Here is a 25,605-nt window from a genome sequence, read left to right on the forward strand (position 1 = left end):
TGAATAGTTGAACTTTAGATCGATCTAAATTAAGGGAGCGCATCCGTAGTGTTTGACTCACTATCAGACCGCCTACAGTCAGCCCTGGCGGGCCTGCGCGGTAAGGGCAAACTGACCGAGGCTGATATCAATGCCACTGCCCGCGAGATCCGCCTCGCGCTGCTGGAAGCCGACGTGTCTTTGACCGTCGTCCGTGGCTTTATCAAGCGCATCAAGGAACGCGCCCGCGGCGCGGAAGTTTCTGAGGCGCTCAACCCAGCCCAGCAGGTAGTCAAGATCGTCAATGAGGAGCTCATTGAGATCCTTGGTGGCGAAACTCGCCGCCTGAACTTGGCTAAGAACCCGCCGACTGTGATCATGCTCGCCGGCCTGCAGGGTGCTGGTAAAACCACCTTGGCCGGTAAGTTGGCCAAGCACCTAGCTAAGCAGGGCCATACCCCGATGCTGGTGGCCTGTGACTTGCAGCGCCCAGGTGCAGTGCAGCAGCTGCAAATCGTCGGCGAGCGCGCTGAGGTGCCGACCTTTGCGCCGGATCCGGGAACCTCCCTGGACTCCAACGAGCATGAAATGGGTACCTCGCACGGGGACCCAGTGGACGTCGCCAAGCAGGGCATTGCTGAGGCCAAGCAGAAGCAGCACGATGTGGTCATCATCGATACCGCTGGCCGCTTGGGCATCGATGAGACCCTGATGACACAGGCACGCAATATCCGCGATGCCGTCAACCCGGACGAAGTCCTTTTTGTCATCGACTCCATGATCGGCCAGGACGCCGTGCAGACGGCCGAGGCCTTCCGCGATGGCGTGGACTTTACCGGCGTCGTTCTCACCAAGCTGGATGGTGACGCCCGTGGTGGTGCGGCCTTGTCTATCCGTGAGGTCACCGGCAAGCCCATCATGTACGCCTCTACCGGTGAGAAGCTCGATGATTTCGATGTCTTCCACCCAGAGCGCATGTCCAGCCGTATTCTGGGCATGGGTGATTTGCTCTCCCTTATCGAGCAGGCTGAAGCAACCCTAGACCACCAGAAGGCCGAAAAGGCAGCCTCTAAGCTGGGCTCTGGCGAGCTGACGCTCAATGACTTCCTTGAGCAGATGCTGATGATCCGCAAGATGGGCCCCATCGGCAACTTGCTGAAGATGATGCCCGGCGGCAAGCAGATGAATGAAATGGCCGCCATGGTGGATGAAAAGCAGCTGGACCGCATCCAGGCGATCATTCGCGGTATGACGCCGCAGGAGCGTGAGGATCCGAAGATTCTCAATGCATCGCGCCGCAAGCGCATTGCTAATGGTTCTGGTGTAAGCGTTTCCGAGGTCAACCAGCTCATTGAGCGCTTCAACCAGGCTAAGAAGATGATGTCCAAGATGGCCGGCCAATTCGGCATGGGCGGCATGGGCGGTCGCTCCGCTACCAAGAAGAAGCCCAAGGGTCGCAAGGGCAAAAACGGAAAGCGCAAGAAGGGCAAAGGCGGCGGTGGCAACCGCGGCCCGAAGATGCCAGGCGGTATGCCGGGCATGGGCGGAATGCCAGGAATGCCCGGTGGTGGCGGCATGCCGTCCATGGAGGAGCTGCAAAAGCTCCAGCAGCAAATGGGCGGCGGCGGTGGCATGCCAGGTATGCCCGGCATGCCAAAGATGCCGAAGGGAATGGAAAATATCGACCTCGACAACCTGGACTTTGGCAAGGGCAAGAAGTAGTGTTCCCCAGCCTTAAGACATAAAGAAGGAGGCTTCCGCGTTGCTGCGGGAGCCTCCTTTTTGTGCGGCTTGTCGACGCCGCCCTAAGCCCAAGCGCGCCTTTGCACGAAGCGCCTTCGCTCTCGGGGCTCGTGCACGACCGAGCTATGGCCTAGACGGCATCGTCTTGTGCGGCGTTGGGGTAGGGGACTGGGTTGGCATGTTGCTTGCTGGCGTTGGTAGGTGCTGCGGGCGCTTGCTCCACGGCTCCTGCAGCCTGCTCCGGTGGGACGTCCGGGGCTTCCTGCTGGACTTTTTCCCCGTCGAGGAAGGGCTTGAGGGCCTCGCGGATCATTGGCATTGCAGATTCCGCAAAAGCATTCGTGATGTGGTGCATGTCGCGGTAGACCATCGTATTGCCGATGATGACTGGGCAGTCACCATTGGCATCGCAGAACCACGGAGCGGTATCAATCGAGAGCATATTCTGGTACTTCGACAGCACGACCGCACCGGGGTCAAAAGGCTGGTAGACCTGCTCAAAGCGCATGCCGCAGCCATAAGCATCTTCGGAAGCGACGTAGCATTCATCAAACTCGCGTGGGCGGCCTTCTTCATCGAATCCCCACGGGTTATCGCGGAAGCCCAAGAAAGGAATATCGCGGTCGGCCAATTCATCCCAGAACGCCTGGTAGCCGGCGGGCACGGCATCAGGGCCGGTGCCATATTCATTTTGCGGGCGAGTGGTATTCGAGATGACCAAGGCCGGGTTTGCCTCTTCGATGCGATCCATGACCAGCTTGCCCCACTCGGCACACTCTGGGGTCACGGTGACATCGTCACCCAATTCAATCGGGCAGCCCTGGCGCAGCAGCGGTACCAGCTTAAAGCCCATTTCCTTGCCTAAGCGGTCCAGCGGGGCAGAATACTGCTCCGCGTGGGAACCGCCTACCAAATAGACTTCCTTCTCTGCGTTGGGATCACCGAAAATGCAGGGGGTCTTTCCGTCCTTGCGGGTTTCGAAGAAGAAGTCAGCGGGCTGGCTATCCGGCACGAAGCACCAGTTTGTCGCTACTGGTGGCTGGATTCCGCCGGCCAGAATTGGATCAGGCTTGACCTCCACGTTATCCGGCGGGGTGATGTCGTTGATGAACGTCGTTGCGCCGGGGTAGAGGGCAGGGTCCAAAAGCTCCGCATCAGCATCATCAAGGGTGCGCATCCACAGTGGCTGGACAGCCAAGAGACCGACAACGGCCGCGGCGACTACAACGCCGCCCACACCGCGGGCGGCACCGGCTGGTTTCTGCAAGGTCGAGAGACCCTTGCGTACCGGCAAATCCTCGGCCGTGGGGCGCTTGCGATGCTGCCGCAGGGGCTTTTCCAAAAAGCGGTGCGTGAGGTCCGCCAACACTAGCGAAATGACGATAATGATGACGCCCAACCACCACGACGGGGTCTCTTGACCCAGGTAGGAGGTGGACAAAATGAGCAATGGCCAGTGCCACAAGTAGAGCGGGTAGGCTACATCTCCCAGCCAGCGCGCCTGCTTGGAGGCCATGGCCTTGGAAATCTTGCCACCGCCGCCCAAGATAATGAGCACGGCGCCGCCTAGTGGCAAGAGGGAAAGCGGGCCAGGATACGCAGTGGTATCCGCGATGATGGCACCAGTAAAGATGAGCATTAGAAGGCCCAGGCCGGTAAAGAGGTCATAGAGGCGGGCTGGAATCTTCCAGGAGGAACCGTAGATGGCCAAGACCGCGCCCAAGGTCAACTCCCAAGCGCGTGACCAGGTGGAATAGTAGTTCTCCGGAGTTCCGTAGAGGCCGTGGCGCGAAGCATAGGCGAAGGAGGCGATGGTGACCACGATGAGGATCGGGCCAGCAATCTGGTTGACCGTGGGGAAGCTGCGCTTGCCCAAAGGCTGCTGCTTCGGCCGGAACTTCATGATGGCAGCCAAGATGAGCGCGAAGGCAATGCCCATGATGTAGAACTGGCCCTGCACGGCCATGGACCACATGTGCTGCAGCGGTGAGGTATCAGCCGCGGCCGCCGTGTAGTCGGCGTTTTGTTTCGCTAGCTCCCAGTTCTGGTAGTACAGCATGGTGGCTGTGATCTGTTGGGTGAGCTCGGTGCGCATGAGCTGCGGGGTGAAAATGCGCACTAGAATGTAGGTCACGCCGATGACCAAAACCAAGCTTGGTACCAGGCGCCGCAAGGTGCGCCAGACGGGCCACCATGGGTTTAGTGAGGCGTTTGGCTTGCTGGCGTAGCGCAGTTGGGAGCCCAAGAAAAAGTAGCCGGATAGCAGCAAGAATACGTCGACGCCGCCGGAAACGCGTCCGACAAAAACGTGGTAGATAACTACTAGGCCAATGGCAATACCGCGCAGACCATCAAGGTCATAGCGGTACCGGAAATTTCGCGGTGATTCTTTAGTCATAAACTGTCTTTTCGTGCGCCTTTGCCTGGATGGTGGGGCGGAAGGCGCGCCATACATATGAAACGAAATGTCTATATTCGGCCCTTAAGGGTACTCTGCTTCAGTATCGCAGGCATAACGAACCTGCGTGCGTGGCGTAGTAATTTTTGAAAATGCAGCTACTCGCGCTAAAATATTCCAGGTTGTCTGCTCGGATTTCTGGGCTAGATAAACTGAAGAACGTAATATTCTGCGTAGCACCGTTTCCGTCCACGGTCGGCCGGTATGTCACGCGCAGATAAAATCCAAGGGTTGAACCGGCGCACAATCTCGTGCGTGTCTGTACTGCCCAGTGACTAGTAAAGGAGCCAACATGGCTGTCAAGATCAAGCTGCAGCGCCTGGGCAAGGTCCGCGCTGCTGAGTACCGCGTTGTTATTGCTGATGCCCGCACCCGTCGTAACGGCAAGGTCATCGAGAACATCGGTATCTACCACCCGAAGGAAGAGCCTTCCCTCATCCAGATCGATTCCGAGCGTGCACAGCACTGGCTATCCGTTGGCGCACAGCCAACCGAGCCGGTTCTCGCTCTGCTGAAGGTCACCGGTGACTGGCAGAAGCACAAGGGTCTGCCGGGCGCAGAGGGCACCCTGAAGGTTGCTGAGGAGAAGAAGTCCAAGCTGGAGATCTTCAACGAGGCACTGGCTGAGGCTAACAATGGCCCGACTATCGAGGCCATCACTGAAAAGAAGAAGAAGGCCAAGGAAGAGGCTGAGAAGAAGGCTGCTGAGGAAGCTGCTGCTGCAGAGGCTGCCGCTGCTGCCGCCGGCGAAGCTGACGCTGAGGCCGAGGAGAAGGCTGAGGAAGCTTCCGAGGAGTCCGCAGAGTAATCTGCCTCCCTTGCTAAGAGCATAGCGCTTTAGCCTCGGGCCCCGCCGCTACGATGACTGATCGTAGTAGCGGGGCCTTTATAGTTGGGGGAAGAACGCCGGCACACGATAGCGACGCGCTAGGAAGCTTGCGGCATCCATGTCGGGGATATGCCAGTTCGCCCTTAGTTCTGTGGCTTGTAGTTGGAGTAGCGGCTGTGGACGTTAGAGGGATCCTTAAAGTCCATGCCGCGCAGAGCGCCTGTAACAACCGGTGTGAAAAGCTCGAGGATCTGCTCGCGTGGAAGCCGGGACATAGGGCCGTTGATGGCAAGTACGGTAAAACCGTGAATGGCCGACCAGGCCAGCAGAGCATTCTGCATGAAATATGTAGCGTCAGTGGTATTGTCCAACGCTTCCGCGTGGCGGGACAACAGGGCGAAGAAATCGCGAATCTGCTGTAGGTGATCCATCTTCGGATCATCTTCCGTATTGGGATCTACACCAAGCATGAAACGCAGCGCCTTCCACTCCAGCATGCAGCGGAAGAAATTGGTCTCATCCAAGGCAAACTCGAGGTAAGCGTAACCAATCTGCATCAGGTGCTCTGGAAAATCTAGGCCCTCTGCAGTCTCGGTAGTCTCGTGTAAACGCCGGACCAACTCATCGGTGGCAAGCTCAGCGACCTTATCGTGCAGTTCTTCTTGGTCCTTGAAGTGGCGGTATGCGGAGGTAGGGGACACTCCTGCTTCGCGGGTTACCGCACGAACGGTAATTGCGTCGGGGCCGCTTCTTTTGCCTAGTTGAACAGCGATACGGAGCAGCTCATCGTGGAGGTTTCCATGATGGTAGGGCTTATTGTGCGTTTCCATAAAACTCATTTTATCAACAAAACCTATGTACGTATAAATTAATTAGTCAGCATGGTGAGCAGCAAAATTGCGGGGGTAGAAGGGTCGCCGCTCTCGCTTGTAGCCTCGACTTTATGTACCTCATATGCAGGAAGGTGCACGATAGAGCCGGGGGTAAGCGTGATGGTTTCACTGCCGTAGCTGAAGTCAAGCTCACCGCGCAGCGCCTGCACGGTGATCGGATGTGCGGCCTTGTGATCGGGCAGGGACTGTCCTGTTGCAAAGCTAAAGAGAATGAGGTTGGCACCATCGGCGCTTAAGATGCGCTGGACGCCTGGGCGCGGGCGTTGCGGATCGGTATCTGGTGCGATGTCGAGCAGGTTGAGCGTGGTCATGGCAGAGGTGTCGCTGGAATGAGAAGCCGCGCCAAAGGATTCCGGGGAGTTGGTAGGTAGGTTGCTCATGGGCCCACTTTAACGACAATGACACTCAAATTCTGGGTTTGCTTTCCAAAGCGCCAAAATTTATGACTGACAAGGGCAAAGAGGTCTGTGTTGTAGACTTTCCGCTATGGAATTGATGATTGGTCGCGTGATTAAATCGCACGGCGTGAAAGGTGAAGTCGTAGTGGAGGCCACTACGGATGAACCGGAGGTGCGCTTTGCAGTAGGGGAAGTTCTTCAGGGCACGCAGGGCAAGAAGGGGCACACACTAACTATCAAGGCGGTCCGGAGCCATAAGGGAAGGCTGCTCGTTACCTTTGAAGAGATCAAAGACCGAACAGTGGCGGATAGTCTACGTGGTACCAAGTTCTTTGCCGCGCCGCTCGACAGTGATGATGATGGCTTTTATGACCACGAGCTGGAAGGGCTTCGCGTACTTCTGGCGGGCGAGGAGATCGGTGAGGTCACATCGGTCATCCACGGCGGAAGTCAAGATTTGTTGGAGGTAAAACTCTACAACAGCAAGGAGGCGCTCATTCCCTTCGTGCATGCCATTGTTCCTGAGGTGAACCTAGAGGCTGGAACGTGCACCATCGATCCGCCGGAAGGACTGCTTGATCTATGAGGCTTGACGTCATCACCATCTTTCCGGAGTACCTGGACCCGTTGCGGCATGCGCTTCTGGGAAAGGCCATTGAACAAGGTCGCCTTGAAGTAGGTGTGCACGATCTGCGGCAGTGGGCTACGGATGCGCATAAGTCTGTCGATGACTCGCCGTTCGGTGGTGGTCCCGGCATGGTTATGAAGCCAGAAGTTTGGGGGCCGGCGCTCGATAGCGTTGCTGCGCGGGAAAGTGCGCCCAATCTAGAGTCTGCGCTGCCACATTTGAACCGTCCGCGCCACGATGAATTAGAAGGGGTAGAGGCACAAGCCTATGCGGTTGATGCCACGGCCGATGAGGATAGCGACCTCCCATTGCTTATCGTGCCGACGCCAACGGGAAAACCGTTTAGCCAAGCAGATGCGCGGGCGTGGTCCAATGAGGAGCATATTGTTTTTGCCTGCGGGCGTTATGAGGGCATCGATCAGCGCGTGGTGGATGACGCCGCTCGGCGTTACCGCGTGCGCGAAGTTTCCATCGGCGATTATGTGTTGATCGGTGGGGAAGTGGCAACGTTGGTGATTGCTGAGGCTGTGGTGCGCCTCATCCCCGGGGTGCTGGGAAATAAGCGCTCTCATGAGGAAGATTCTTTTTCTGATGGTCTCTTAGAAGGCCCGAGCTATACTAAGCCGCGAGAGTGGCGTGGCCTAGCCGTGCCGGACGTGCTCACCTCGGGAAACCACGGTTTGGTAGACAAATGGCGGAGGGAACAGGCATTGCTGCGCACGTGGCAACGCCGTCCCGAACTTTTGGAGGCGGCTGAGCTCGATAAGGACGACAAGGCCTTCATCGCGCAGTTGGAACAAGAAGCCAACACCCAGGGTGAAGGCTAATGGAGGTAAGCGCTGACCTCTCGATACTCCTAGTAACCCAGGAGTGGGAGAAAAGCCTCGAAGCATTACCGGAGGCGATGCGTGTCCGGGGTTTTGAGCCGCTTAGTATTTTCACTCTCCAGGTAGCGGAGGAATGCACTGAAAGCAGCCCGCTAGCGCAGGAATACCGCTTCAGATTTGGCCAGTGGCCACAAGGAATACCGGTGTGGCGGCTCATCGTAAACGGAAAGACCACGCAGCCCCTGGCCACGGTGGCTTCCTTAGTAGCAGACTGCTTGCCGCCGGCAGCCTCGTGGGTGGGCAGTGCGGAAATCGGTTTTACAGAGATGGGGCTTGGCGCCCCAGCGGTGTGGCGGGCCGAATCTGGGTTATAAGCGCAATCTGGAAAACTCTTTAGCGCTTTTTCCTGCCTAAACTGCAGCGCATATGCCTTCTAGGGTTATAGTAAAGGGGACATTCCCTTCAGATTCCTATTCCCAAGGTGGTCCCTTAACCATGACGGCTCCCAATGGCAATAACTACGGTGGATATAGCCAACAACCGCCCCAGTACAATCAGCAGTATTATTCCCAGCCGCAGCGAAGCGGTGGCGTAGGTGGCGCCACGATCGCCGCGATTATCGCAGCCATTGTGGCGGTTATCGCGGTGGCTGCCATGGTCATCATGTTCGTGACCACTAACAAGGATGATGCATCGACTAGCGCGGCTGCCGATAGTCAATTCCAACAGGCGGATGCGAATAGTGGCTCCGGCTCCTCCAAGGACGATGCAGACGATGAGGATGAAGATTCCAGCCCGGTCACGGTCACCAAGACCAAGGATGCTCCAGCTCCAGCGCCGGCACAGGCAGCGTCTTCTGGCAGCAGCAATGGGCACTCTTGGAGTGACTTCACTAGCTACTATGCGGCTACCAGCAAAACCTCCAGTGGGTTTGCCAACAACGTCTATACCGCGTTTATGAATAACTGGGTCGCTGGCGGCGGAACCGGCGCTACCTTGAGTGTCTACTCGCCGGCAACAGGTGGTACCTACACCATGTACTGCTCCGGTAGCTCTTCGCGCGTTTCCTGCTCCGGCGGCGATAACGCCCGCGTGGTTATCTACTAAGAACGCACTACGGCAACCTCCTTTCCTTACTGGGGAAAGGAGGTTTTGTGCGTATTGGGGGCGTCGGCAAGCGAAGGCAGTAAAGGGGCCGTGCGGTAAATTGGGTGGGTCTAATCCCAAACCTCGAGAAAGAGTGAGGAGACCACGTGAATATTGCGGCCACTATCGCCGCCGAGCTCAACGTCAAGGAATCGCAGGTTTCTACCGCGTTGCAGCTGCTTGCGGAGGGCAATACAGTGCCCTTTATCGCCCGCTACCGCAAGGAGGCCACCGGTGGGCTGGATGACTCCCAGCTGCGCACCATTGAAGAGCGCGCGAATTATTTAAAAGAACTACAGGAGCGCAAGGAGACCATCCTTGCGGCGATTGAAGAGCAGGGCAAGCTTAGCGACACCCTCAAGGAACAAATCCTTGCCTGCGAATCCAAGGCGCGCCTAGAAGATTTGTATCTGCCGTATAAAAAGCGCCGCAAAACGAAGGCCGATATTGCCCGCGAAGCCGGCCTTGAGGAACTGACCGATAAGCTCATTGCGGATCCCAACACCGCTCCAGAAGAGTTGGCACAGGCCTTTACCACCGAGGGCTTTGAGGACACCAAGAAGGCCCTCGACGGCGCCCGCGCCATTTTGGTGGACCGCTTCGCGCTCGACGCGGATCTGGTGGGTGAAGTGCGCGAGCGTATGTTCACTGAGGGCTCCATGGGCGCGCGCGTTGTTGAGGGCAAGGAAGCCGAAGGCGCGAAGTTTAAGGACTACTTTGATTTCAACGAGCCCTTCCACAAGCTGCCTTCGCACCGCATTTTGGCGCTGCTGCGTGGCGAGAATGAGGGCGTGCTGCAGTTGCAGCTAGATGCCGGCGATGACGCCGATTACGAGGATGTAATCGCCTCCCGCTTCGAGCTGGATCGCTCCTCCAAGTGGCTCGCCAACGCCGTCCATTGGGGATGGCGCACCAAGCTCTATATTTCCTCTAGCCTGGACGTTCGCATGCGGCTCAAAGAGATTGCGGAGGAAGGCGCGCTGCAGATCTTTGCGACCAATTTGCGCGATGTGCTGCTCGCGGCACCTGCTGGCCAGCGTGCCACCATCGGCTTGGATCCGGGTTACCGCAATGGTGTGAAGTGCGCGGTAGTGGACAAGACCGGCAAGGTGCTCGATACCGCCATTGTCTACCCACATCAGCCGCAGAACCAGTGGAGCCAAGCAGTTCAGACGCTGTCGACCCTGTGCGCCAAGCATTCTGTAGACCTTATGGCCATCGGCAACGGCACTGCCTCCCGCGAGACCGAGAAGCTTGCCCAGGAAATTGCGGACCTCATCAAGCAAGCCGGCGGTCGGCGACCCACTCCTGTAGTGGTATCGGAGTCCGGCGCTTCGGTTTACTCAGCCTCGCCGCTTGCGGCGGAGGAATTCCCCGACATGGATGTCTCATTGCGCGGCGCGGTCTCCATCGCACGCCGCTTGCAAGATCCTTTGGCTGAGTTGGTCAAGATTGATCCGAAGGCCATTGGTGTGGGGCAGTACCAGCATGACGTTAATCAGACGGCGCTCGCCCGCACCCTTGATGGCGTCGTGGAAAGTGCGGTAAACGGCGTGGGCGTTGATCTCAATACCGCTTCCGTCCCGCTGCTTGAGCGCGTAGCTGGTGTCAATTCCACCATCGCCACCAATATTGTGGCCTACCGCAATGAACACGGTTCTTTTACTTCCCGCAAGGAACTGAAGAAGGTACCGCGTCTTGGGCCTAAGGCCTTTGAGCAATCTGCAGGCTTCCTCCGCATCAACGGCGGTACCGATCCGCTGGATTCCTCTGCCGTACACCCCGAGGCATATCCTGTCGTCTCCCGCATCGCGGAGAAGACGGGCCTGGGTATTTCTGAACTTATTGGCAATACCCGCGTACTTAGCACGCTGGCGCCAGCAGACTTTGCAGACGAGACTTTCGGCATTCCTACGGTGACCGATATCATCGCCGAGCTGGATAAACCCGGACGCGACCCGCGCCCTGAGTTCAAGACCGCCACCTTTAAAGAGGGCGTACATAAGGTTTCCGATCTCACCCCGGGCATGATTCTTGAGGGCACGGTGACCAACGTGGCGGCATTCGGCGCCTTCGTGGATGTCGGAGTCCATCAGGATGGTCTCGTCCACGTTTCTGCCATGAGCCACAAGTTTGTCTCCGATCCGCACGAGGTCGTGCGCTCTGGCCAGGTGGTCAAGGTGAAGGTCATGGAGGTTGATGTGGAGCGCCAGCGCATCGGTCTCTCACTCCGTTTGGATGATGAACCGGGGAAGCCGGCTCCCAAGCGCCGCGGTGATTCCCCACGCGGTTCCGCCAAGTCCGGCGGCAGGGGAGAAGGAAAACGCTCTGGCTACAAGTCCGGGCGCGGATCCCGGGGTGGCTCGCGCGGCCGCACGGGTGGGGCAGGCAGCACCGGCGGCGGTGGAGCCATGGCCGATGCCCTGAAGAAAGCAGGATTCTAACCGCTTTCAACTGCCGTTGGGAAGCCCTGATTCGCCCAGCTGTGTAGCTCCCATCGCCGTGGGCGATGGGAGTTTTTCCTGTTCGGACGCAAGTTTTGGATGGATTGGTGTCTAATATGCGCGGATATCAACCCAAAATGGTAAGTTTGGCAAAACTAAGTATTTGCTGGTTCGAGTCACTGTTTAGTGCAAGGAGAAAGAAATGAGCAACGGGGCTAAAAGGGGTTACAGCAGGGGAGTATTGGGTTGGCACCGCCTACTCGATTGGCGGCCCCGCAGCGTGTTGGCCCGAGTATGCATAGTGTTCTTCTTGGTTGCGCCCATCATTATTGCCGGGACCATGATGTGGGCGATGTGGGACCCTTCCAAGTACATGCGCAAGATCGACTTGGCGGTGGTCAATGAGGACGTGGGCGTAGATAAGCAGGACACGTACACCAACTACGGTGAACAGGTGGTAGAAGGATTGCTAGATACCAACTACCTCAATTTCACAGAGGTGGAAAAGCCTGAGGGTGATGAAGGCCTAATCAAGGGCAAGTATTTGATGGTGGTGACCATCCCCAAAGATTTTTCCCAGCGGGCGGTGACCATCATCAGTGACGATCCCGTCAAGCCTGAAATCCATTTTGCTAGTAATGACTATTACGGGTCCAATGGCTCCGTCATTTCCTCGAGTCTGATTCCCCAGGTGCAAACCAGTGTGGAAAACGCGATTTCGAAGAAATACGCTGACCAGGTAATTGAGGGGCTCAACAAACTAAGTGACGGCCTAGGCAATGCCGCCGACGGCGCTGGGCGTCTTGATCAGGGCGCTGGGAAGCTTCAGGAGGGTGGTAGCCGTGCTGTCGCTGGAATCAGGGAATTGGGAGCTGGTGCCGGAAAGATTAATGACGGAACCTCGTCTTTGGTCGATGGAACCGCTCGTCTCAATGAAGGGGTTGGGCGCCTCGATGAGGGTGCGGTCCAGCTCGATGAAGGTGCGGCTCAGCTTGCCACAGGGTCCGATAAACTGCTTTCTGGAACTGGCCGTCTTGCTGACGGCGCCGGTCAGATCGATGGCGGAGTCAATCAGCTCACGGGAATGCTTATTCCAGTGCTTAAGCAGGCCCAGATTGTGGTCCCAGCACTGTCGCAGCTGGTAGGCGCATTGCGCAATTTAGGTATGGAGCAGCAGGCAGAGCAACTCAATTCGCTCGTATCCAAGCTTGACCCTGAAGCGAGCGGAAACATGGTGGACAAACTCGAGCAGCTTTCGGAGGGGACTGGTCAGCTACATTACAACCTTTCAGATCCCAACTCGGAGTATCTGGGGGGAATGAATAAGCTCAATGTTGGTGCCCATCGTCTTTCGGATGGAACCAAGCAGCTTCGTGGAGGCGTGGGAGAGCTAAGCGATGGAGCCTCGCAGCTGCACGATGGTGCCACCCGCCTTCATGCAGGTACCGGTACTCTTAAAGAAGGAACCGATCGGTTAGCGGCCGGAGGCGCAGAGCTTAAAGGCGGTATGGATAAGCTCAAGTCTGGTTCCGGTGAACTATCCCAGAAGCTGGCGGATGGAGTAGCCAAAGCGCCAACTATTTCCAAGCCCGATAAGTCGGCTCAAAACATGGCCGTGCCTATCAACTTCACGGCGTCCAATGTGCATCCGGTTCAAACCGTGGTAAACCCCTTGGACCCTACTCACAAGGACATTACCGGCGGTGCCTCACTTCTTTTGGTCCTCGTCTTTGGCTTCCTCGTCATGCTGCTTGTAGCTTTGATGCTTCCGTATTACTTAGGCCGACGAGGAGTCCGTGTGGTGCATCCAGCGCGCGGAATACTTGGAGCTTTTGGCGTACTAACTATTCTCAACTTTCTTGTTCTAGCATTTATGGCACTCATGTCTGCGACGCTGGGCTGGGTACCTGAAAGCTGGCCAATGATACTCGGGGTGATAGCGGTGATAGCTGCAGCAGGCGCGGCAACCTACCAGTTCTTCTTGGTGACGTTTGGGCGAAAGGTAGGTGGTGTGTTTGCCGCGGGACTCTTCGCTTTAGGCGTGATGGTCTTCGGCGGTGTGTGGCCGGTAGCCGCTATTCCGCGGCCGCTCAGCGTTGTTCACCCCCTCCATCCGATGGCCTATGCAAAGGATGCCTTCACGCGCGCTACTGACGGAATTTATGATACGACCTTCTGGACCGGCATGGGGGTACTGGTCGTGACCGCACTGCTTGCGCTCTTAGCGTCTCAAGCGGTTTTCCGTGCGCGTCACCTAGGTACTGCAAGAATTGTTGATGAACACCTCTTTCGTGCAAAGTCCACTGCGGCGGCATAGTTTGGGTGGGGCCAGGGCCAGCTATAGAAGAATTTGGTTCTTGCTGGCGAATATGGAAAAGTAGTACACCGTTCTATGTAACGGGCACGAACCGGTTAGGCTGTACGCCGCTAGGGTCCTCTGTCCCAAACTGAAAAGGAATATTGGCATGTCCAACATTATTGACAAGGTCGATGCAGCACAGCTGCGCGACGATATCCCGTCCTTCCGCCCAGGCGATACCCTTGACGTTAACGTAAAGGTTATCGAGGGCAACAACGAGCGTGCACAGCTCTTCAAGGGCATCTGCATCCGTCGCCAGGGCTCCGGCATCCGTGAGACCTTCACTGTCCGTAAGGTCTCCTTCGGTATCGGCGTTGAGCGTACCTTCCCGGTTCACTCCCCGAACTTGGAGTCCATCAAGGTCTCCCGCCGTGGCCGCGTCCGCCGTGCGAAGCTCTACTACCTGCGCGATCTGCGCGGCAAGAAGGCTCGCATCAAGGAGCGTCGCTAGTACTAGCGACGCTGCGCGCCAGCATCCCCCTGCATCCAACCGTGGGTGCAGGGGGATGTTTCTATGTCCAATTCCCTTCATCCTCATGTCAAGGGGGAAGGCCGCAAACGAAAAGTTGACTGTGAATCCCCCTGCCGCGAGGGGGATAAGACCGGACATCGGGCGTGGGGTTGCTAGGATCTAGCGCGTGAATAAAGACAGCATCTCGCAGGAACAGCCGCCAGAAGGCGAGGGGGCCCACCCAGTACAGGGAGACGCCACCCAGCAAGGCAAAGAGGCGACTAAGAAGAAGGAAATGCCGTGGCTGCTGGAAACCCTTCTGGTAGTGGCGACGGTTCTCGTGATCGTCGGACTATTCCAGAACTTTATCGGCCGGCAGTATGTGATCCCATCGGGTTCGATGGAGCCGACTCTCCACGGCTGCGAGGGCTGCACAAATGACCGCATCTTTACGGAAAAGATCTCTTACTACGGTGACGGCGAGCCAGAACCAGGCGATGTCGTCGTATTCAAGGGTACCGAGGACTGGAACTCCAGCTACGTCTCACCGCGCTCGTCCAATCCGATCATTCATGGCGTGCAGGATGCGTTGAGCTTCGTATCTTTGGCACCGCCAGACGAAAATACTCTGGTCAAGCGTGTGGTCGCTACCGGCGGACAGACGGTGTCCTGCCAGGAGGGCGATCCTGCAGTCATGGTAGATGGCAAGCCCATCGAGCAAGACTATGTGCAAGACCCGCCAACGTACCCGGTAGATGAATCGACCGGCTCGGAGGCCTGCGGTGGTCCGTACTTTGGTCCCGTCGAGGTACCGGAGGACAATATCTGGGTGATGGGCGATAACCGTACTGCTTCGGCCGATTCTCGCTACCACATGACCGATAAGTTCCATGGCACGGTTCCAGTAGAAAACGTCCGCGGCAAGGTGAAATTCGTATTCTGGCCGTTTACCCGCATAGGTGGGGTCGATGACCCGGACATTCAGGAATAAGCCTTCCTCCCAACGCCTGCGCACCCGGGATTTTCTCATCCCCGTGGTGGCAGGCTTTGTCCTGCTGGTGCTCCTGCAGGCGCTGGTGGGGCGGATGTATGTCATTCCTTCTGCTTCGATGGAGCCGACCCTGCACGGGTGTCCCGGCTGTAAAAATGACCGCATTGCCGTGCAAAAGGTCAGCTACTACTTCACGGACCCCAAGCCCGGGGAGGTTGTGGTTTTTGAAGGGCCCGACTCATGGAATAACGAGTTTGAGGTCAATCGCTCGCACAATATTTTTGTGCGCGGCGCGCAGAACGCTTTGTCGGCCGTAGGGCTGCTTCCTAATGGGGAGAATATCCTGGTAAAGCGCGTCATTGCTACTGGCGGGCAGACGGTGAGTTGTCAGGCTGGCGATCCTGCGGTCATGGTGGATGGAAGGCCCATTGAGCAATCCTTCGTCCTCGATCCGCCGGAGATTCCCGTAGACCCCAGCGTGGGCTCGCGAGAGTGCGGCGGTGAGTATTTTGGCCCGGTCACCGTCCCCGAGGGAAACCTTTGGGTGATGGGTGATAATCGCACCAACTCCCTCGATTCCCGTGCGCACTTGGGTGACCATTTGCAGGGCACCGTGCCGGTGAACAACGTCCGCGGCCGCGTCGAGGCCATCATTTTGCCGCTGTCGCGTTGGGGCGGGGTGCAGCACCCGGAAATTTCGCATGCGGCGGCTTAAACAGCGACGCACCTACGAGGTCGCTTTGAGCAAGGCCGGTTTAGGCCCGGTAGCCGGCGTGGATGAGGCTGGGCGCGGTGCCTGCTGTGGGCCAATCACCATCGCGGCCTGTGTCATGCCCGATCGGCCGATCGAGGAGTTGGCGCAGCTTACAGATTCAAAGAAGCTAACTCCCAAACAGCGTGAGAAGCTTTTTCCCCTGATTAAAGACAAGGCTGTGGACTGGTCTGTGGTGCATATTGGTGCGGGGGACATCGATAAGCGCGGCATCCAGCGCGCCAATATTTCCGGCATGCGCAGGGCAGTTGCGCGCCTGGAAGCACGTCCGGGCTATGTGCTTACCGACGCCCTCTTTATCCCCGGCCTCACCCAACCCCACCTGCCCATTATTGGCGGCGATGCGGCCGCGCGGTGTATCGCCGCGGCGAGTGTATTGGCCAAAGTCAGCCGCGACCACCTGATGCACGAGCTGGATGCGCGGTACCCCGGCTACGGGTTAGGCAGCCATAAGGGGTACGGAACCAAGGCGCATGAGGCCGCAATTGCGGCGCTTGGAGCGTGCCCGGAGCACCGGATGAGCTATGAGAATGTCCGCCGCGCTCATGCGGAGTTTGCCGCGCGTGCCTAGCTAAAATCTAGCCTTTCTCGCGCTAAGCTAAAGCGAGCTAACCCACAATCTGGAGGTCCACCGTGAGTGCAGAGGAACTCGATAACTACGAGGCTGAGGTAGAGCTGTCCCTCTACCGCGAGTACCGGGACGTTGTCAGCCAGTTTTCCTATGTCGTTGAAACTGAGCGGCGCTTTTATCTGGCTAATGCGGTAGAGCTTATTCCGCATACCTCTGGGCCCGATGTCTACTACGAGGTGCGCATGTCTGATGCTTGGGTATGGGATATGTACCGCTCCGCGCGCTTTGTGCGCTACGTCCGCGTTATCACCTACAAGGACGTCAATATCGAGGAGCTGGATAAGCCGGAATTCATGATGCCGGAATAGTTTTGTCAAGCCGGCGCACACGGCGCCGCGCCCTAGCTGTGGATAACAGAGTTGCAGAGCCTAGTTATCCACAGCTAGGGCCTTTTTGCTATTGCGTCCCTTGTATAAGCCTTGCCAACTGCGGTGTTCTGTGCTGGCCAATGAATTTCCCAACGCACAAGGAAACCGCAATGCACTTTAATTCAGAACACCGCTTGGCCACGAAGAAGCCTCGCCATAAACAAGTCTTAGGCAAAAGGGGAGAGGCCTTCGCAGCGCGCTATCTGCGCGAGCGCGGAGCAGAAATCATCGCTGCCAACGTCTCTTATCGAGTGGGAGAGATCGACCTCATCGCCCGGGAACCTAACGGAACCATCGTCTTTGTTGAGGTAAAGACCCGCGCCAATTCTAGCTACGGGGTAGCTGAGGCCGTAACCCTGCAGAAGCTCGCGCGCCTGCGTAAAGCCGCGGCGCAGTGGCTCGACGGAAGGCCACTGTCTGAGGTGCGATTCGACGTCATTGCCTTGGTCGCGCGCGGGCAGGGGTTTGCGCTGGAGCACTTCAAGGGGGTTGAAGATGGCTCTAGGTAATTGTTTGACCATGTCCCTCAACGGAGTCCTTGCTCAGTTGGTTGACGTGGAGGCGAACGTCGGTCACGGGCTGCCAGGGATACACGTTGTAGGCCAGACGGATACCGCAATCTCCGAATCCCGGGACCGAATCAAGACCGCAGCCTTTAATTCCCATCTGCCCTGGCCGAAGACCAAAGTGGTGGTCTCCATGTCCCCGGCTTCGCTTCCCAAATCCGGGTCCCACTTTGACCTACCCATAGCACTTGCAATCCTCGCGGCACAGGCGGAGGCCGACTTCCCGTCTTTTGGCAGTACTCCCTCGCCCGCCCAACGCCTTGAGCGCACTCTAGTTCTTGGCGAGCTCGGCCTCGACGGCTCCGTTCGGCCTGTAGCAGGCATCATCCCTGCCCTCCTTGCCGCACGGGAACAAGGAATAACAACTCTCCTTGTTCCGCCTGGCAATGCCGCCGAGGCGACATTGGTGCCGGACATGGACGTACTGGTTGCGTCGTCTTTGAAGGAAGCTTTCGGATGGGCCTGCGGAAACCGTGGGCTGCCGCAAGCTGGAAGTTTTTCGGGTTCCCTCAACCCCACGCCAGCGGCGGCATCGCGCCTCGACTTTAGCGATATTGCTGGTCAATCCAATGCGAAATGGGCTGCCGAGGTTGCGGCCGCCGGCGGCCACCACCTGATGATGATTGGGCCGCCTGGGTCAGGAAAATCCATGATCGCCTCGCGTCTGCCCACCATTCTGCCTACCCTTACCCCGGACCAGCAGGTCGAAACCACTGCAATTCATTCGCTGACCGGGACCCCAGGTGAGGTTATCGAGCGCGCCCCGTTCATCGCCCCGCATGCCTCGGTAACTCGGGCTGCACTTCTTGGTGGCGGTTCCGGTCATCCGCGCCCTGGTGCGGTGAGCTTGGCTCACAATGGTGTGCTCTTTCTCGACGAGGCCAGTGAAGTAGCCGCGCCGGTACTCGATGGTCTGCGTGCACCGTTGGAGGAAGGACACGTGCGATTGGCGCGCTCGCGCCGCGAGGTTACCTATCCTGCTCGCTTCCAATTGGTCATGGCGGCAAACCCGTGCAGGTGTGCGGCCGAAGACCCGTCCAAGTGCAGGTGCAATCCGCACGAGCGCATGAACTATCTATCCAACCTCTCCGGTCCGCTGCGAGACCGCCTGGATATGGTGGTCACGCTAACGGGGCAGGCGGCAACTATTAACGCGGAGGGCGAAGAGGAATCCGCAGTCATCGCCGAGCGCGTCGCCGCTGCCCGTGAACGTGCCGCCGCGCGCTGGTGGGCGGATGGCATCACCGCGCGCACCAATGGGGAAGTTCCCTCGTCCTATCTGCGCCGAAAGAGGCCGGCTGCAGAAGCCGCTATGGTCATGTTGTCCGCATATTTGGCAGATGGCGAAATATCCCAGCGCGGAGTGGACCGCGTATTGAAGCTCTCCTGGACCCTGGCGGATCTAGCAGGAAAGGCGCAGCCGGACCTGGACGAAATAGGGCGCGCGCTCGATCTGCGCGGCTCAATTAATGTAGGGAGGCTCGCAGCATGAGCGAACTTGATCTCTCTACTCCTTATACCACCTGGGTATACCTCAACCGAGTGGTGGAAGGTCCCTCTGCGGCGTTGCAGGCCTTGCTTACGCAGTATCCAGCTGAGGAAATCGCCCACGGAATCTACAATCGCGCCGACTGGATTGGCCCGCTTTTGGCCCGCACGGCCTCTCGCTATGACTGGTTGCGGCAAGCCGAAGATATGGCGGCAGCCGAAAGGGTCGGGGCTCGGCTCATTACGGCAGAAAGCCCAGAGTGGCCTACAGAGGAGTTTGACTCTGCATTCGGCTTCTATCAGCACAGCGGGGAGGCTCCAGCTACTTTTGATGACCAAGCATTGCCACCGCATAGCCTGTGGGTGCGCGGTGCGCCATTGCAGGCAGAGGTTGCTCAAGCTGTGGCCATCGTCGGTACTCGTGCCATTTCTCGCTATGGCTGGCAGGCCACCCACAACGTCGTGTCCGGATTGGTTCAGCATGAATGGACTCCAATATCCGGCGGCGCGCTGGGAGTGGATACCGTCGCGCACGAAACCGCCCTGCACAACAACGGGCGCACGGTAGCCATAGCAGCGTGTGGTATCGATAGGGACTACCCAGCCCGCAATGCCAACCTATTTGCCAAGATTGCAGATAACGGCTGCATCGTTTCTGAATTCGCGCCGGAAACCGCACCGAAGCGCCACCGGTTCCTAACGCGGAACCGCCTAGTGGCAGCGCTGAGCCACGGCACAGTAGTTATGGAGGCCGCGTTTCGATCTGGTGCATTAAACACCCTTAACTGGGCAGAGGCGCTTGGGCGTGTTGCGATGGCGGTGCCGGGACCAATAACTACTAGCGGTTCGTTGGGCTGCCATCAGCGCATTCAAGAAGGCCGCGCACAGTTGGTTACCAGTGCCGATGAAGTTCGCGCATTAGTAAGTCGCGCCGGGGAAGTGGACCCAGGCGCACAGTATGAAATCAATTTTGCGGCAACCATGACCCAACGCCTCTCCCGCAATGAGTTGCGTGTCTTTGACGCGACGCCACCGCTAGGACAGGAGAAAGCAACGGCAGAAGACATTGCGCGCGAAGCGGGATTCCGTTTACCGCTGACAGTTCACTTACTACTGGCACTGGAAAAGATGTGCGTTGTCGTCCGCCATGGCAATACCTGGGCGCGCCGGGAAACGGAATAAATGGCACCTGCGTAGGGCGAGTACACTGCTGTGGCATGAGTGAAGATGGAAAGTCCGCGAAGTCTCCGAAAGTTGAGGGGCAGATGGCTGAGGCCATTGAGGACTTCGCGGATTTCCAACTACATGTCAAAGGCCGCGCAGAAGCGACGGTGCGCGGGTATCGCTCCGACTTGCGCGACCTTGCACGCAGCGTGCCTACCTTCGCGGAGTTTGACCTCAACAGCCTGCGCCAATGGTTGGCAGAAGCTGTTACGGAAGGAAAGTCGCGTTCCACCCTGGCACGGCGCACCGCGGCAGCGAAGGGTTTTTCTACTTGGGCAGTGCGCGAAGGGCACCTGAAGCGAGACGTTGCTGCCCGCCTAGTTACGCCCAAAGTGGGGCGTCACCTTCCCACGGTTCTCGCTCCTGAGCAGGCCGGCGAGCTTATGGGCAATGCGGTCTCTGCCGATGAAGTCCACTTCCTTCGCGATAGTGCCATCCTGGAGTTGCTCTATGCCTCCGGTATGCGCGTGGCGGAGTTGGTCCGGCTAGATCTAGGGGATATTGATTTTCAACGCGGTACCTTGCACGTCACCGGTAAGGGCAATAAGCAGCGTGTAGTGCCTTTCGGGCACGCAGCGGAAGACGCCATAAAGCAGTGGATTGACAAAGGCCGTGGAGAAATCGCTGCGGCCGATACTGAAGCAGTTTTTGTTGGCAGCAGGGGAGGGCGCATCGATCAACGCCAGGTGCGCCGCATTGTAGAAAAGGCCGCCAAAGTCACTGGTACACAGGGGCTTACCCCGCACGGGGTGCGCCACTCTGCCGCGACCCACCTATTGGAAGGCGGGGCGGATTTGCGCGTAGTGCAAGAACTGCTGGGGCACTCCTCGCTTAATACCACGCAGATTTATACCCACGTGTCCGCGCAGCGCTTGCAGCGCGTATACGATCAAGCCCATCCCCGAGCCTAAAGCGGTTTGAGTCGAATCACCGGCATGTCCAGCAGGGTTAAAGGATCGATGTAGGAATCTTTTGCGATAAGTGCGCCCCAGTGCAGTCCGGGGTAGCCATCGACGGGATTGCCTAAACGGCCAATAACTTGGCCCTCGCGGACTTCTTGGCCCTGCTTTACGGAGCCGTGCACGGGCTGATACGTCGTTCTCACTCCATCCGCGTGGGCTATGGAGACAACTGGTTTGCCAGCAACCGTGCCCACAAAGGCGACCTTGCCGTCTTCGGCGGCTACCACCGGCGAGCCCACCGATAGGGCCATGTCGACGCCGCGGTGGCCAGGGCTCCACTTTTGTTCGGGGGCATCGAATCCACGCAGTACCCGCGCTGGGCTAGGTTTGCCGGAGGCGGGGTCGACATAGGCTGTGGCCGGTGGGCAACACAGAATAAGAAGCGAAAGAAGGGTGAGGAAAGCGGCGGGGAGGAAGGCGGGGCGTCGGCAAGCGGGAAATGTGGAGGAGGAAAGAAACTGATTCATGGGCACAGTGTCCGCCGGAGGCAAGCGGTTGGGAAGTGAGTTCTCCTTTAGTTGTGGACAACTTGGGTTGCATGATGTGATTGAGTCGATTGTGACGATTGAGGCAAAGTGGCTGCGGCGAAGTTGTGGATAAGCTGACTTCGGTTTGGAAAAACCAGCGTAAGGGGATTATTCTTTGTGGCAGCAGTGTGTCCACCTCGTGGAGGCATTGACTACGCGCGGCGAAGTTGTCGCTTCCTGCTGGAAGGAAGAGACAGCCTGACGGTTGACGTGGTCCTTGGAAACAAGGTGTCAGCGGGGCCTTCGTTGCTAGGGTGCGGAATAAAACACCGCACAATTGGAAAACCGAAAGACAAGATAAAAGAAAGCGAGCGAATCATGGCAGTTGTAACCATGCGCGAGCTCCTCGACGCTGGTGTGCACTTTGGCCACCAGACCCGTCGCTGGAATCCGAAGATGCGTCGTTTCATCTTCACTGACCGTAACGGCATCTACATCATCGACCTGCAGCAGACGCTGACCTACATTGACGAGGCTTACGAGTTCGTCAAGGAAACCGTTGCACACGGCGGCACCATCCTGTTCGTTGGTACCAAGAAGCAGGCTCAGGAAGCAGTTGCTGAGGAAGCAACCCGCGTCGGTATGCCTTACGTCAACCACCGCTGGTTGGGCGGCATGCTCACCAACTTCCAGACCGTTTCCAAGCGTCTGAAGCGCATGAAGGAGCTTCAGGCAATGGATGAGCGTGAGGACGGCTACAAGGGCCGCACCAAGAAGGAAGTTCTCATGCTCAACCGTGAGCGCGCCAAGCTTGAGCGCGTTCTGGGTGGCATCTCCGATATGGCCAAGACCCCGTCCGCACTGTGGATTGTTGATACCAACAAGGAGCACATCGCGGTCAAGGAAGCTCACAAGCTGAACATCCCGGTTGTTGCCATCCTGGACACCAACTGCGACCCGGACGACGTTGACTTCCCGATCCCGGGCAACGACGACGCCATCCGCTCCACCAAGCTGCTCTCCGGCATCGTTGCCTCCGCTGTTGAGGAAGGCAAGAAGGCTCGTGAGGAGCGTCAGCTGGCTGCAGCTAAGGAAGCTGCCGGCGACTCCGCTGAGAAGGAAAAGCGTGACGCTGAGGCAGCTGCCGCAGCTTCCGACCCGGCCTCCGCGGAAAAGTCTGAGGAAGCATCCGCAGACAAGGCCGAGAAGTAGTCTTAACTTCTCGCTAGGAATCTTCCTTACCTGCGTTTAACTGAATACCCCACGCACTTTTGGTGTGGGGCAGCAAGAGAGTAATTCCTGCCCAAGGCTGTTTACCAACCCCCGCCACCGTGCTTTAACGGCGGCGGGGGTTGGTTTTATCTATGCTGGGGGCTGCTGAAACCAGCTCCACTTTCATGCATAGGTGGGAAAGGGGTGGTTTCTGCCACCCTAAAGCGGCGCGATTTCACCGCGTCGACTACGCTGTTTGAACGAACACTGTTTGATTTTCAAGGAGGATCGCCCCAACTATGGCGAACTACACTGCTGCAGACGTCAAGGCACTGCGCGAAGCTACCGGCTCCGGCATGCTCGATTGCAAGAAGGCTCTGGAAGAGTCCAACGGCGACTACGACAAGGCCGTTGAGTACCTGCGCATTAAGGGCGCTAAGAACGTCTCCAAGCGCGCTGACCGTGAGGCTACCGAGGGTCTCATCGCCGTTTCCGGCAACACCATGGTCGAGATCAACTGTGAGACCGACTTCGTTGCTAAGAACGAGGCTTTCAAGACCTTCGCAGCCAAGATTGCTGACGCTGCTGCTGAGGCCAAGGCAAACTCCGCTGACGAGCTCAACAACATTGAGATCGACGGCAAGAAGGTCTCCGAGGTCGTGGACGAGGAGTCTGCAAAGACCGGTGAGAAGCTGCAGGCACGCCGTGCAGTTACCGTAGAGGGCGACAACGTTGCCGTTTACCTGCACCAGCGTTCCGCTGACCTGCCGCCGGCAGTGGGCGTTCTGGTTTCCTACGAGGGCAGCGAGGAAGGCGCTCACGCTGCAGCCCTGCAGATTGCTGCAATGAACGCTGAGTACCTCACCCGCGAGGACGTTCCTGCAGAGATCGTCGAGAAGGAGCGCGAGATCGCTGAGGCCACCACTCGTGAGGAGGGCAAGCCAGAGGCAGCCCTGCCGAAGATCGTGGAAGGCCGCCTGAACGGCTTCTTCAAGTCCATCGTTCTGCTGGAGCAGGCTTCCCTGTCTGATAACAAGAAGACCGTAAAGCAGGTTGCTGAAGAAGCTGGCACCACCATCACCGGCTTCGTTCGCTACGAGGTTGGCGCTTAAGCCTACCCCGCTTTAACACTTAGCCCACGAAGGATGACCCTTCGTGGGTTTTGTTGTGCGCTCACCGTGACGATTAGTGCGGCTTGACTGTCCCTAGGTGGGCCCGGCACGTAGCAATTGCCTAGTGGCCTGCACCGGCGGGCGGTGTGAGGAAGCGAAAGATATATGGGTAAGATAGGGCGGAGATTGAAACTGCCCCGCGTTAAGGAGACGAAGTAGGCGTGACTGCTGCAGATATTAAGCGAACCGGATACAAGCGAGTAATGCTGAAGCTGGGCGGTGAGATGTTCGGCGGCGGCAAGGTCGGCATCGACCCAGATGTGGTTGAAAACGTAGCCCGCCAGATCGCCGAGGTTTCCCGTCAGGGAATCGAGATTGCAGTGGTTATCGGTGGCGGAAACTTCTTCCGCGGCGCAGAACTCTCCCAGCGCGGCATGGATCGTGCTCGCTCGGACTACATGGGCATGCTGGGTACGGTAATGAATTCCCTCGCACTACAGGACTTCCTCAAGCAGCAAGGCGTGGACTGCCGCGTGCAGACATCCATCAACATGGCGCAGATTGCCGAGCCGTACCTGCCGCTGCGCGCTGAGCGTCACCTTGAAAAGGGTCGCGTGGTTATCTTTGGCGCCGGCATGGGCATGCCGTACTTCTCCACGGATACCACTGCCGCGCAGCGTGCCCTGGAAATTGGCGCCGAGGTTCTTTTCTTGGCCAAGGCAGTCGACGGCGTCTACTCCGATGACCCACGTACCAACCCGGATGCGGAACTGTACTCTGAAATCACTCCGCGTGAGGTCATTGAAAAGGGCCTTAAGGTTGCAGATGCTACGGCGTTTAGCCTGTGCATGGACAATGATATGCCAATTTTGGTCTTTAACCTGCTGGAGGAGGGCAATATCGCCCGTGCCGCAGGAGGCGAAGTTATCGGCACGCTGGTGCAGTCCTAATACTGTAAGGGCTGCGAACCTGCTACCTTTTTATACAGCCACCCCTATTCGTTTAAGGATGATTTAACCTCATGATCGATGAGATTCAGCTCGAAGCAGAAGAGCACATGACCGCTTCCGTCGAGCACACCCGCGAGCAGCTGGTGACCATTCGTACCGGCCGCGCGAACCCCACCATGTTCAACGGCTTGGTAGCCGAATACTACGGTGTACCTACCCCAATTACCCAGATGGCTACCATTTCCGTACCGGAGCCGCGCATGCTGCTCATCAAGCCTTATGAGCAGTCCATGATTCATGAGATTGAAAACTCCATCCGCAACTCGGACTTGGGCGTGAATCCCACCAACGATGGTCAGGTTCTGCGCGTGACCGTTCCGCAGCTGACGGAGGAGCGTCGTAAAGAAATGGTGAAGCTGGCCAAGAGCAAGGGCGAGGACGGCAAGATTGCTATCCGTAATATTCGCCGCAAGGCCATGGAGCAGTTGAAGAAGCTGCAGAAGGACGGCGACGCCGGCGAGGACGAGGTCATCGCAGCGGAAAAGGAAATGGAAAAGATTACTTCCGGCTACATCGAGCAGGTGAATAAGCTGGTAGATAATAAGGAAAACGAGCTGATGGAGGTCTAAGACCTCCCGTCATTGCCGCCGTGCCCGTCCCCGGCCGGCGGCGCTTTTTCTGTTCCGCGGCCTACAGCTCCGAAGTTA

Annotated in this window: 24 protein-coding genes; 20 read left to right on the forward strand and 4 right to left on the reverse strand. The window is 57.8% G+C overall.

Annotated elements, in window-relative coordinates; genetic code table 11:
- Positions 1-48 precede the first annotated feature (48 nt).
- Complete coding sequence (gene ffh, locus MHY22_RS00305; protein WP_239277424.1) at positions 49-1,701, forward strand: signal recognition particle protein; 1,653 nt, start codon at positions 49-51, stop codon at positions 1,699-1,701.
- A gap of 151 nt (positions 1,702-1,852) precedes the next feature.
- Here ffh and MHY22_RS00310 read toward each other — a convergent pair whose 3' ends face one another.
- Entirely contained in the window at positions 1,853-4,120 is a 2,268-nt protein-coding gene (locus MHY22_RS00310; protein ID WP_198491640.1) for an acyltransferase family protein, read from the reverse strand.
- A 352-nt stretch (positions 4,121-4,472) separates the two neighbouring features.
- On the opposite strand from MHY22_RS00310, the gene rpsP reads away from it, so the two are divergent.
- The gene (rpsP, locus tag MHY22_RS00315; protein WP_005325261.1) at positions 4,473-4,988 is read left to right on the forward strand and encodes a 30S ribosomal protein S16; all 516 of its coding nucleotides are present in this window, start codon (positions 4,473-4,475) and stop codon (positions 4,986-4,988) included.
- Positions 4,989-5,152: 164 nt separating this feature from the next.
- On the opposite strand, the gene MHY22_RS00320 is transcribed toward rpsP, so the two are convergent.
- Both MHY22_RS00320 and MHY22_RS00325 read right to left on the reverse strand, forming a co-directional pair.
- Positions 5,153-5,839, reverse strand: a complete 687-nt coding sequence (locus MHY22_RS00320) for a TetR/AcrR family transcriptional regulator (protein WP_239277425.1) — start codon at positions 5,837-5,839, stop codon at positions 5,153-5,155.
- Between the two features lie 38 nt (positions 5,840-5,877).
- Positions 5,878-6,282, reverse strand: coding sequence for a cupin domain-containing protein (locus tag MHY22_RS00325; protein ID WP_239277426.1), 405 nt, complete (start codon positions 6,280-6,282; stop codon positions 5,878-5,880).
- A gap of 106 nt (positions 6,283-6,388) precedes the next feature.
- Between MHY22_RS00325 and rimM the strand changes: the two genes are divergently transcribed.
- The 14 genes from rimM to MHY22_RS00395 all read left to right on the forward strand — a co-directional run bounded on the left by rimM (position 6,389) and on the right by MHY22_RS00395 (position 21,106).
- Positions 6,389-6,886, forward strand: coding sequence for a ribosome maturation factor RimM (gene rimM, locus MHY22_RS00330; protein ID WP_239277428.1), 498 nt, complete (start codon positions 6,389-6,391; stop codon positions 6,884-6,886).
- On the forward strand, positions 6,883-7,755 hold the full coding sequence (gene trmD, locus MHY22_RS00335) for a tRNA (guanosine(37)-N1)-methyltransferase TrmD (protein WP_239277430.1): 873 nt from the start codon (positions 6,883-6,885) through the stop codon (positions 7,753-7,755). Before rimM ends, trmD begins: the two co-directional genes overlap by 4 nt.
- Before the next feature lie 495 nt (positions 7,756-8,250).
- Complete coding sequence (locus MHY22_RS00340; RefSeq protein WP_239277431.1) at positions 8,251-8,862, forward strand: hypothetical protein; 612 nt, start codon at positions 8,251-8,253, stop codon at positions 8,860-8,862.
- A gap of 146 nt (positions 8,863-9,008) precedes the next feature.
- Complete coding sequence (locus tag MHY22_RS00345) at positions 9,009-11,345, forward strand: Tex family protein (protein ID WP_239277432.1); 2,337 nt, start codon at positions 9,009-9,011, stop codon at positions 11,343-11,345.
- Between the two features lie 202 nt (positions 11,346-11,547).
- Positions 11,548-13,662 (forward strand): YhgE/Pip domain-containing protein, encoded by a 2,115-nt coding sequence (locus tag MHY22_RS00350; protein WP_255717914.1) that lies wholly within the window; start codon positions 11,548-11,550, stop codon positions 13,660-13,662.
- Positions 13,663-13,810: 148 nt separating this feature from the next.
- Positions 13,811-14,155 (forward strand): 50S ribosomal protein L19, encoded by a 345-nt coding sequence (gene rplS, locus MHY22_RS00355; protein WP_005325245.1) that lies wholly within the window; start codon positions 13,811-13,813, stop codon positions 14,153-14,155.
- Positions 14,156-14,342: 187 nt separating this feature from the next.
- Positions 14,343-15,146 (forward strand): signal peptidase I, encoded by an 804-nt coding sequence (gene lepB, locus MHY22_RS00360; RefSeq protein WP_239277436.1) that lies wholly within the window; start codon positions 14,343-14,345, stop codon positions 15,144-15,146.
- A complete protein-coding gene (gene lepB, locus MHY22_RS00365; RefSeq protein WP_239277438.1) occupies positions 15,124-15,861 on the forward strand; it encodes a signal peptidase I in 738 nt (245 codons plus the stop codon). The genes lepB (MHY22_RS00360) and lepB (MHY22_RS00365) overlap by 23 nt, the downstream gene beginning before the upstream one ends.
- Positions 15,848-16,489: a ribonuclease HII gene (locus MHY22_RS00370; RefSeq protein ID WP_200435492.1), complete on the forward strand. Its 642-nt coding sequence runs from the start codon at positions 15,848-15,850 to the stop codon at positions 16,487-16,489. Before lepB (MHY22_RS00365) ends, MHY22_RS00370 begins: the two co-directional genes overlap by 14 nt.
- Positions 16,490-16,551: 62 nt before the next feature.
- Positions 16,552-16,857: a DUF2469 domain-containing protein gene (locus MHY22_RS00375; protein ID WP_005325239.1), complete on the forward strand. Its 306-nt coding sequence runs from the start codon at positions 16,552-16,554 to the stop codon at positions 16,855-16,857.
- A 170-nt stretch (positions 16,858-17,027) separates the two neighbouring features.
- A complete protein-coding gene (locus MHY22_RS00380; protein ID WP_239277439.1) occupies positions 17,028-17,426 on the forward strand; it encodes a YraN family protein in 399 nt (132 codons plus the stop codon).
- A complete protein-coding gene (locus MHY22_RS00385) occupies positions 17,413-18,975 on the forward strand; it encodes a YifB family Mg chelatase-like AAA ATPase (RefSeq protein WP_239277440.1) in 1,563 nt (520 codons plus the stop codon). The genes MHY22_RS00380 and MHY22_RS00385 overlap by 14 nt, the downstream gene beginning before the upstream one ends.
- Positions 18,972-20,153: a DNA-processing protein DprA gene (gene dprA, locus MHY22_RS00390; protein WP_239277441.1), complete on the forward strand. Its 1,182-nt coding sequence runs from the start codon at positions 18,972-18,974 to the stop codon at positions 20,151-20,153. Before MHY22_RS00385 ends, dprA begins: the two co-directional genes overlap by 4 nt.
- Before the next feature lie 35 nt (positions 20,154-20,188).
- Positions 20,189-21,106 (forward strand): tyrosine recombinase XerC, encoded by a 918-nt coding sequence (locus MHY22_RS00395; protein ID WP_239277442.1) that lies wholly within the window; start codon positions 20,189-20,191, stop codon positions 21,104-21,106.
- Here the strand turns inward: MHY22_RS00395 and MHY22_RS00400 are convergent.
- A complete protein-coding gene (locus MHY22_RS00400; protein ID WP_239277443.1) occupies positions 21,103-21,624 on the reverse strand; it encodes a M23 family metallopeptidase in 522 nt (173 codons plus the stop codon). The two genes, MHY22_RS00395 and MHY22_RS00400, sit on opposite strands and share 4 nt — an antisense overlap.
- 378 nt (positions 21,625-22,002) lie before the next feature.
- Here MHY22_RS00400 and rpsB point away from each other — a divergent pair, with 378 nt between their 5' ends.
- From rpsB to frr, 4 genes are all read left to right on the forward strand, one after another.
- Positions 22,003-22,836 carry a 30S ribosomal protein S2 gene (rpsB, locus tag MHY22_RS00405; protein ID WP_005325233.1) on the forward strand — a complete coding sequence of 278 codons (834 nt, stop codon included), beginning with the start codon at positions 22,003-22,005 and terminating at the stop codon, positions 22,834-22,836.
- Between the two features lie 299 nt (positions 22,837-23,135).
- Positions 23,136-23,948, forward strand: coding sequence for a translation elongation factor Ts (tsf, locus tag MHY22_RS00410; RefSeq protein WP_005325225.1), 813 nt, complete (start codon positions 23,136-23,138; stop codon positions 23,946-23,948).
- A gap of 263 nt (positions 23,949-24,211) precedes the next feature.
- A complete protein-coding gene (pyrH, locus tag MHY22_RS00415) occupies positions 24,212-24,898 on the forward strand; it encodes a UMP kinase (RefSeq protein ID WP_239277749.1) in 687 nt (228 codons plus the stop codon).
- A 71-nt stretch (positions 24,899-24,969) separates the two neighbouring features.
- On the forward strand, positions 24,970-25,527 hold the full coding sequence (gene frr / locus MHY22_RS00420; protein ID WP_239277444.1) for a ribosome recycling factor: 558 nt from the start codon (positions 24,970-24,972) through the stop codon (positions 25,525-25,527).
- The last annotated feature ends 78 nt before the right edge of the window (positions 25,528-25,605 follow it).

The sequence above is a fragment of the Corynebacterium sp. ACRPO genome, assembly GCF_022347205.1.
Classification (GTDB): Bacteria; Actinomycetota; Actinomycetes; order Mycobacteriales; family Mycobacteriaceae; genus Corynebacterium.

Coding starts and splice junctions, on each gene's coding strand:
- MHY22_RS00400 (WP_239277443.1), bottom strand. CDS start 21,624: ATGAATCAGTTTCTTTCCTCCTCCACATTTCCCGCTTGCCGACGCCCC.
- MHY22_RS00380 (WP_239277439.1), top strand. CDS start 17,028: ATGCACTTTAATTCAGAACACCGCTTGGCCACGAAGAAGCCTCGCCAT.
- MHY22_RS00385 (WP_239277440.1), top strand. CDS start 17,413: ATGGCTCTAGGTAATTGTTTGACCATGTCCCTCAACGGAGTCCTTGCT.
- lepB (WP_239277438.1), top strand. CDS start 15,124: ATGACCCGGACATTCAGGAATAAGCCTTCCTCCCAACGCCTGCGCACC.
- MHY22_RS00395 (WP_239277442.1), top strand. CDS start 20,189: ATGAGTGAAGATGGAAAGTCCGCGAAGTCTCCGAAAGTTGAGGGGCAG.
- MHY22_RS00325 (WP_239277426.1), bottom strand. CDS start 6,282: ATGAGCAACCTACCTACCAACTCCCCGGAATCCTTTGGCGCGGCTTCT.
- pyrH (WP_239277749.1), top strand. CDS start 24,212: ATGCTGAAGCTGGGCGGTGAGATGTTCGGCGGCGGCAAGGTCGGCATC.
- dprA (WP_239277441.1), top strand. CDS start 18,972: ATGAGCGAACTTGATCTCTCTACTCCTTATACCACCTGGGTATACCTC.
- rimM (WP_239277428.1), top strand. CDS start 6,389: ATGGAATTGATGATTGGTCGCGTGATTAAATCGCACGGCGTGAAAGGT.
- tsf (WP_005325225.1), top strand. CDS start 23,136: ATGGCGAACTACACTGCTGCAGACGTCAAGGCACTGCGCGAAGCTACC.
- frr (WP_239277444.1), top strand. CDS start 24,970: ATGATCGATGAGATTCAGCTCGAAGCAGAAGAGCACATGACCGCTTCC.
- MHY22_RS00340 (WP_239277431.1), top strand. CDS start 8,251: ATGACGGCTCCCAATGGCAATAACTACGGTGGATATAGCCAACAACCG.
- rpsP (WP_005325261.1), top strand. CDS start 4,473: ATGGCTGTCAAGATCAAGCTGCAGCGCCTGGGCAAGGTCCGCGCTGCT.
- MHY22_RS00310 (WP_198491640.1), bottom strand. CDS start 4,120: ATGACTAAAGAATCACCGCGAAATTTCCGGTACCGCTATGACCTTGAT.
- MHY22_RS00320 (WP_239277425.1), bottom strand. CDS start 5,839: ATGGAAACGCACAATAAGCCCTACCATCATGGAAACCTCCACGATGAG.
- MHY22_RS00350 (WP_255717914.1), top strand. CDS start 11,548: ATGAGCAACGGGGCTAAAAGGGGTTACAGCAGGGGAGTATTGGGTTGG.
- trmD (WP_239277430.1), top strand. CDS start 6,883: ATGAGGCTTGACGTCATCACCATCTTTCCGGAGTACCTGGACCCGTTG.
- rpsB (WP_005325233.1), top strand. CDS start 22,003: ATGGCAGTTGTAACCATGCGCGAGCTCCTCGACGCTGGTGTGCACTTT.
- rplS (WP_005325245.1), top strand. CDS start 13,811: ATGTCCAACATTATTGACAAGGTCGATGCAGCACAGCTGCGCGACGAT.
- MHY22_RS00370 (WP_200435492.1), top strand. CDS start 15,848: ATGCGGCGGCTTAAACAGCGACGCACCTACGAGGTCGCTTTGAGCAAG.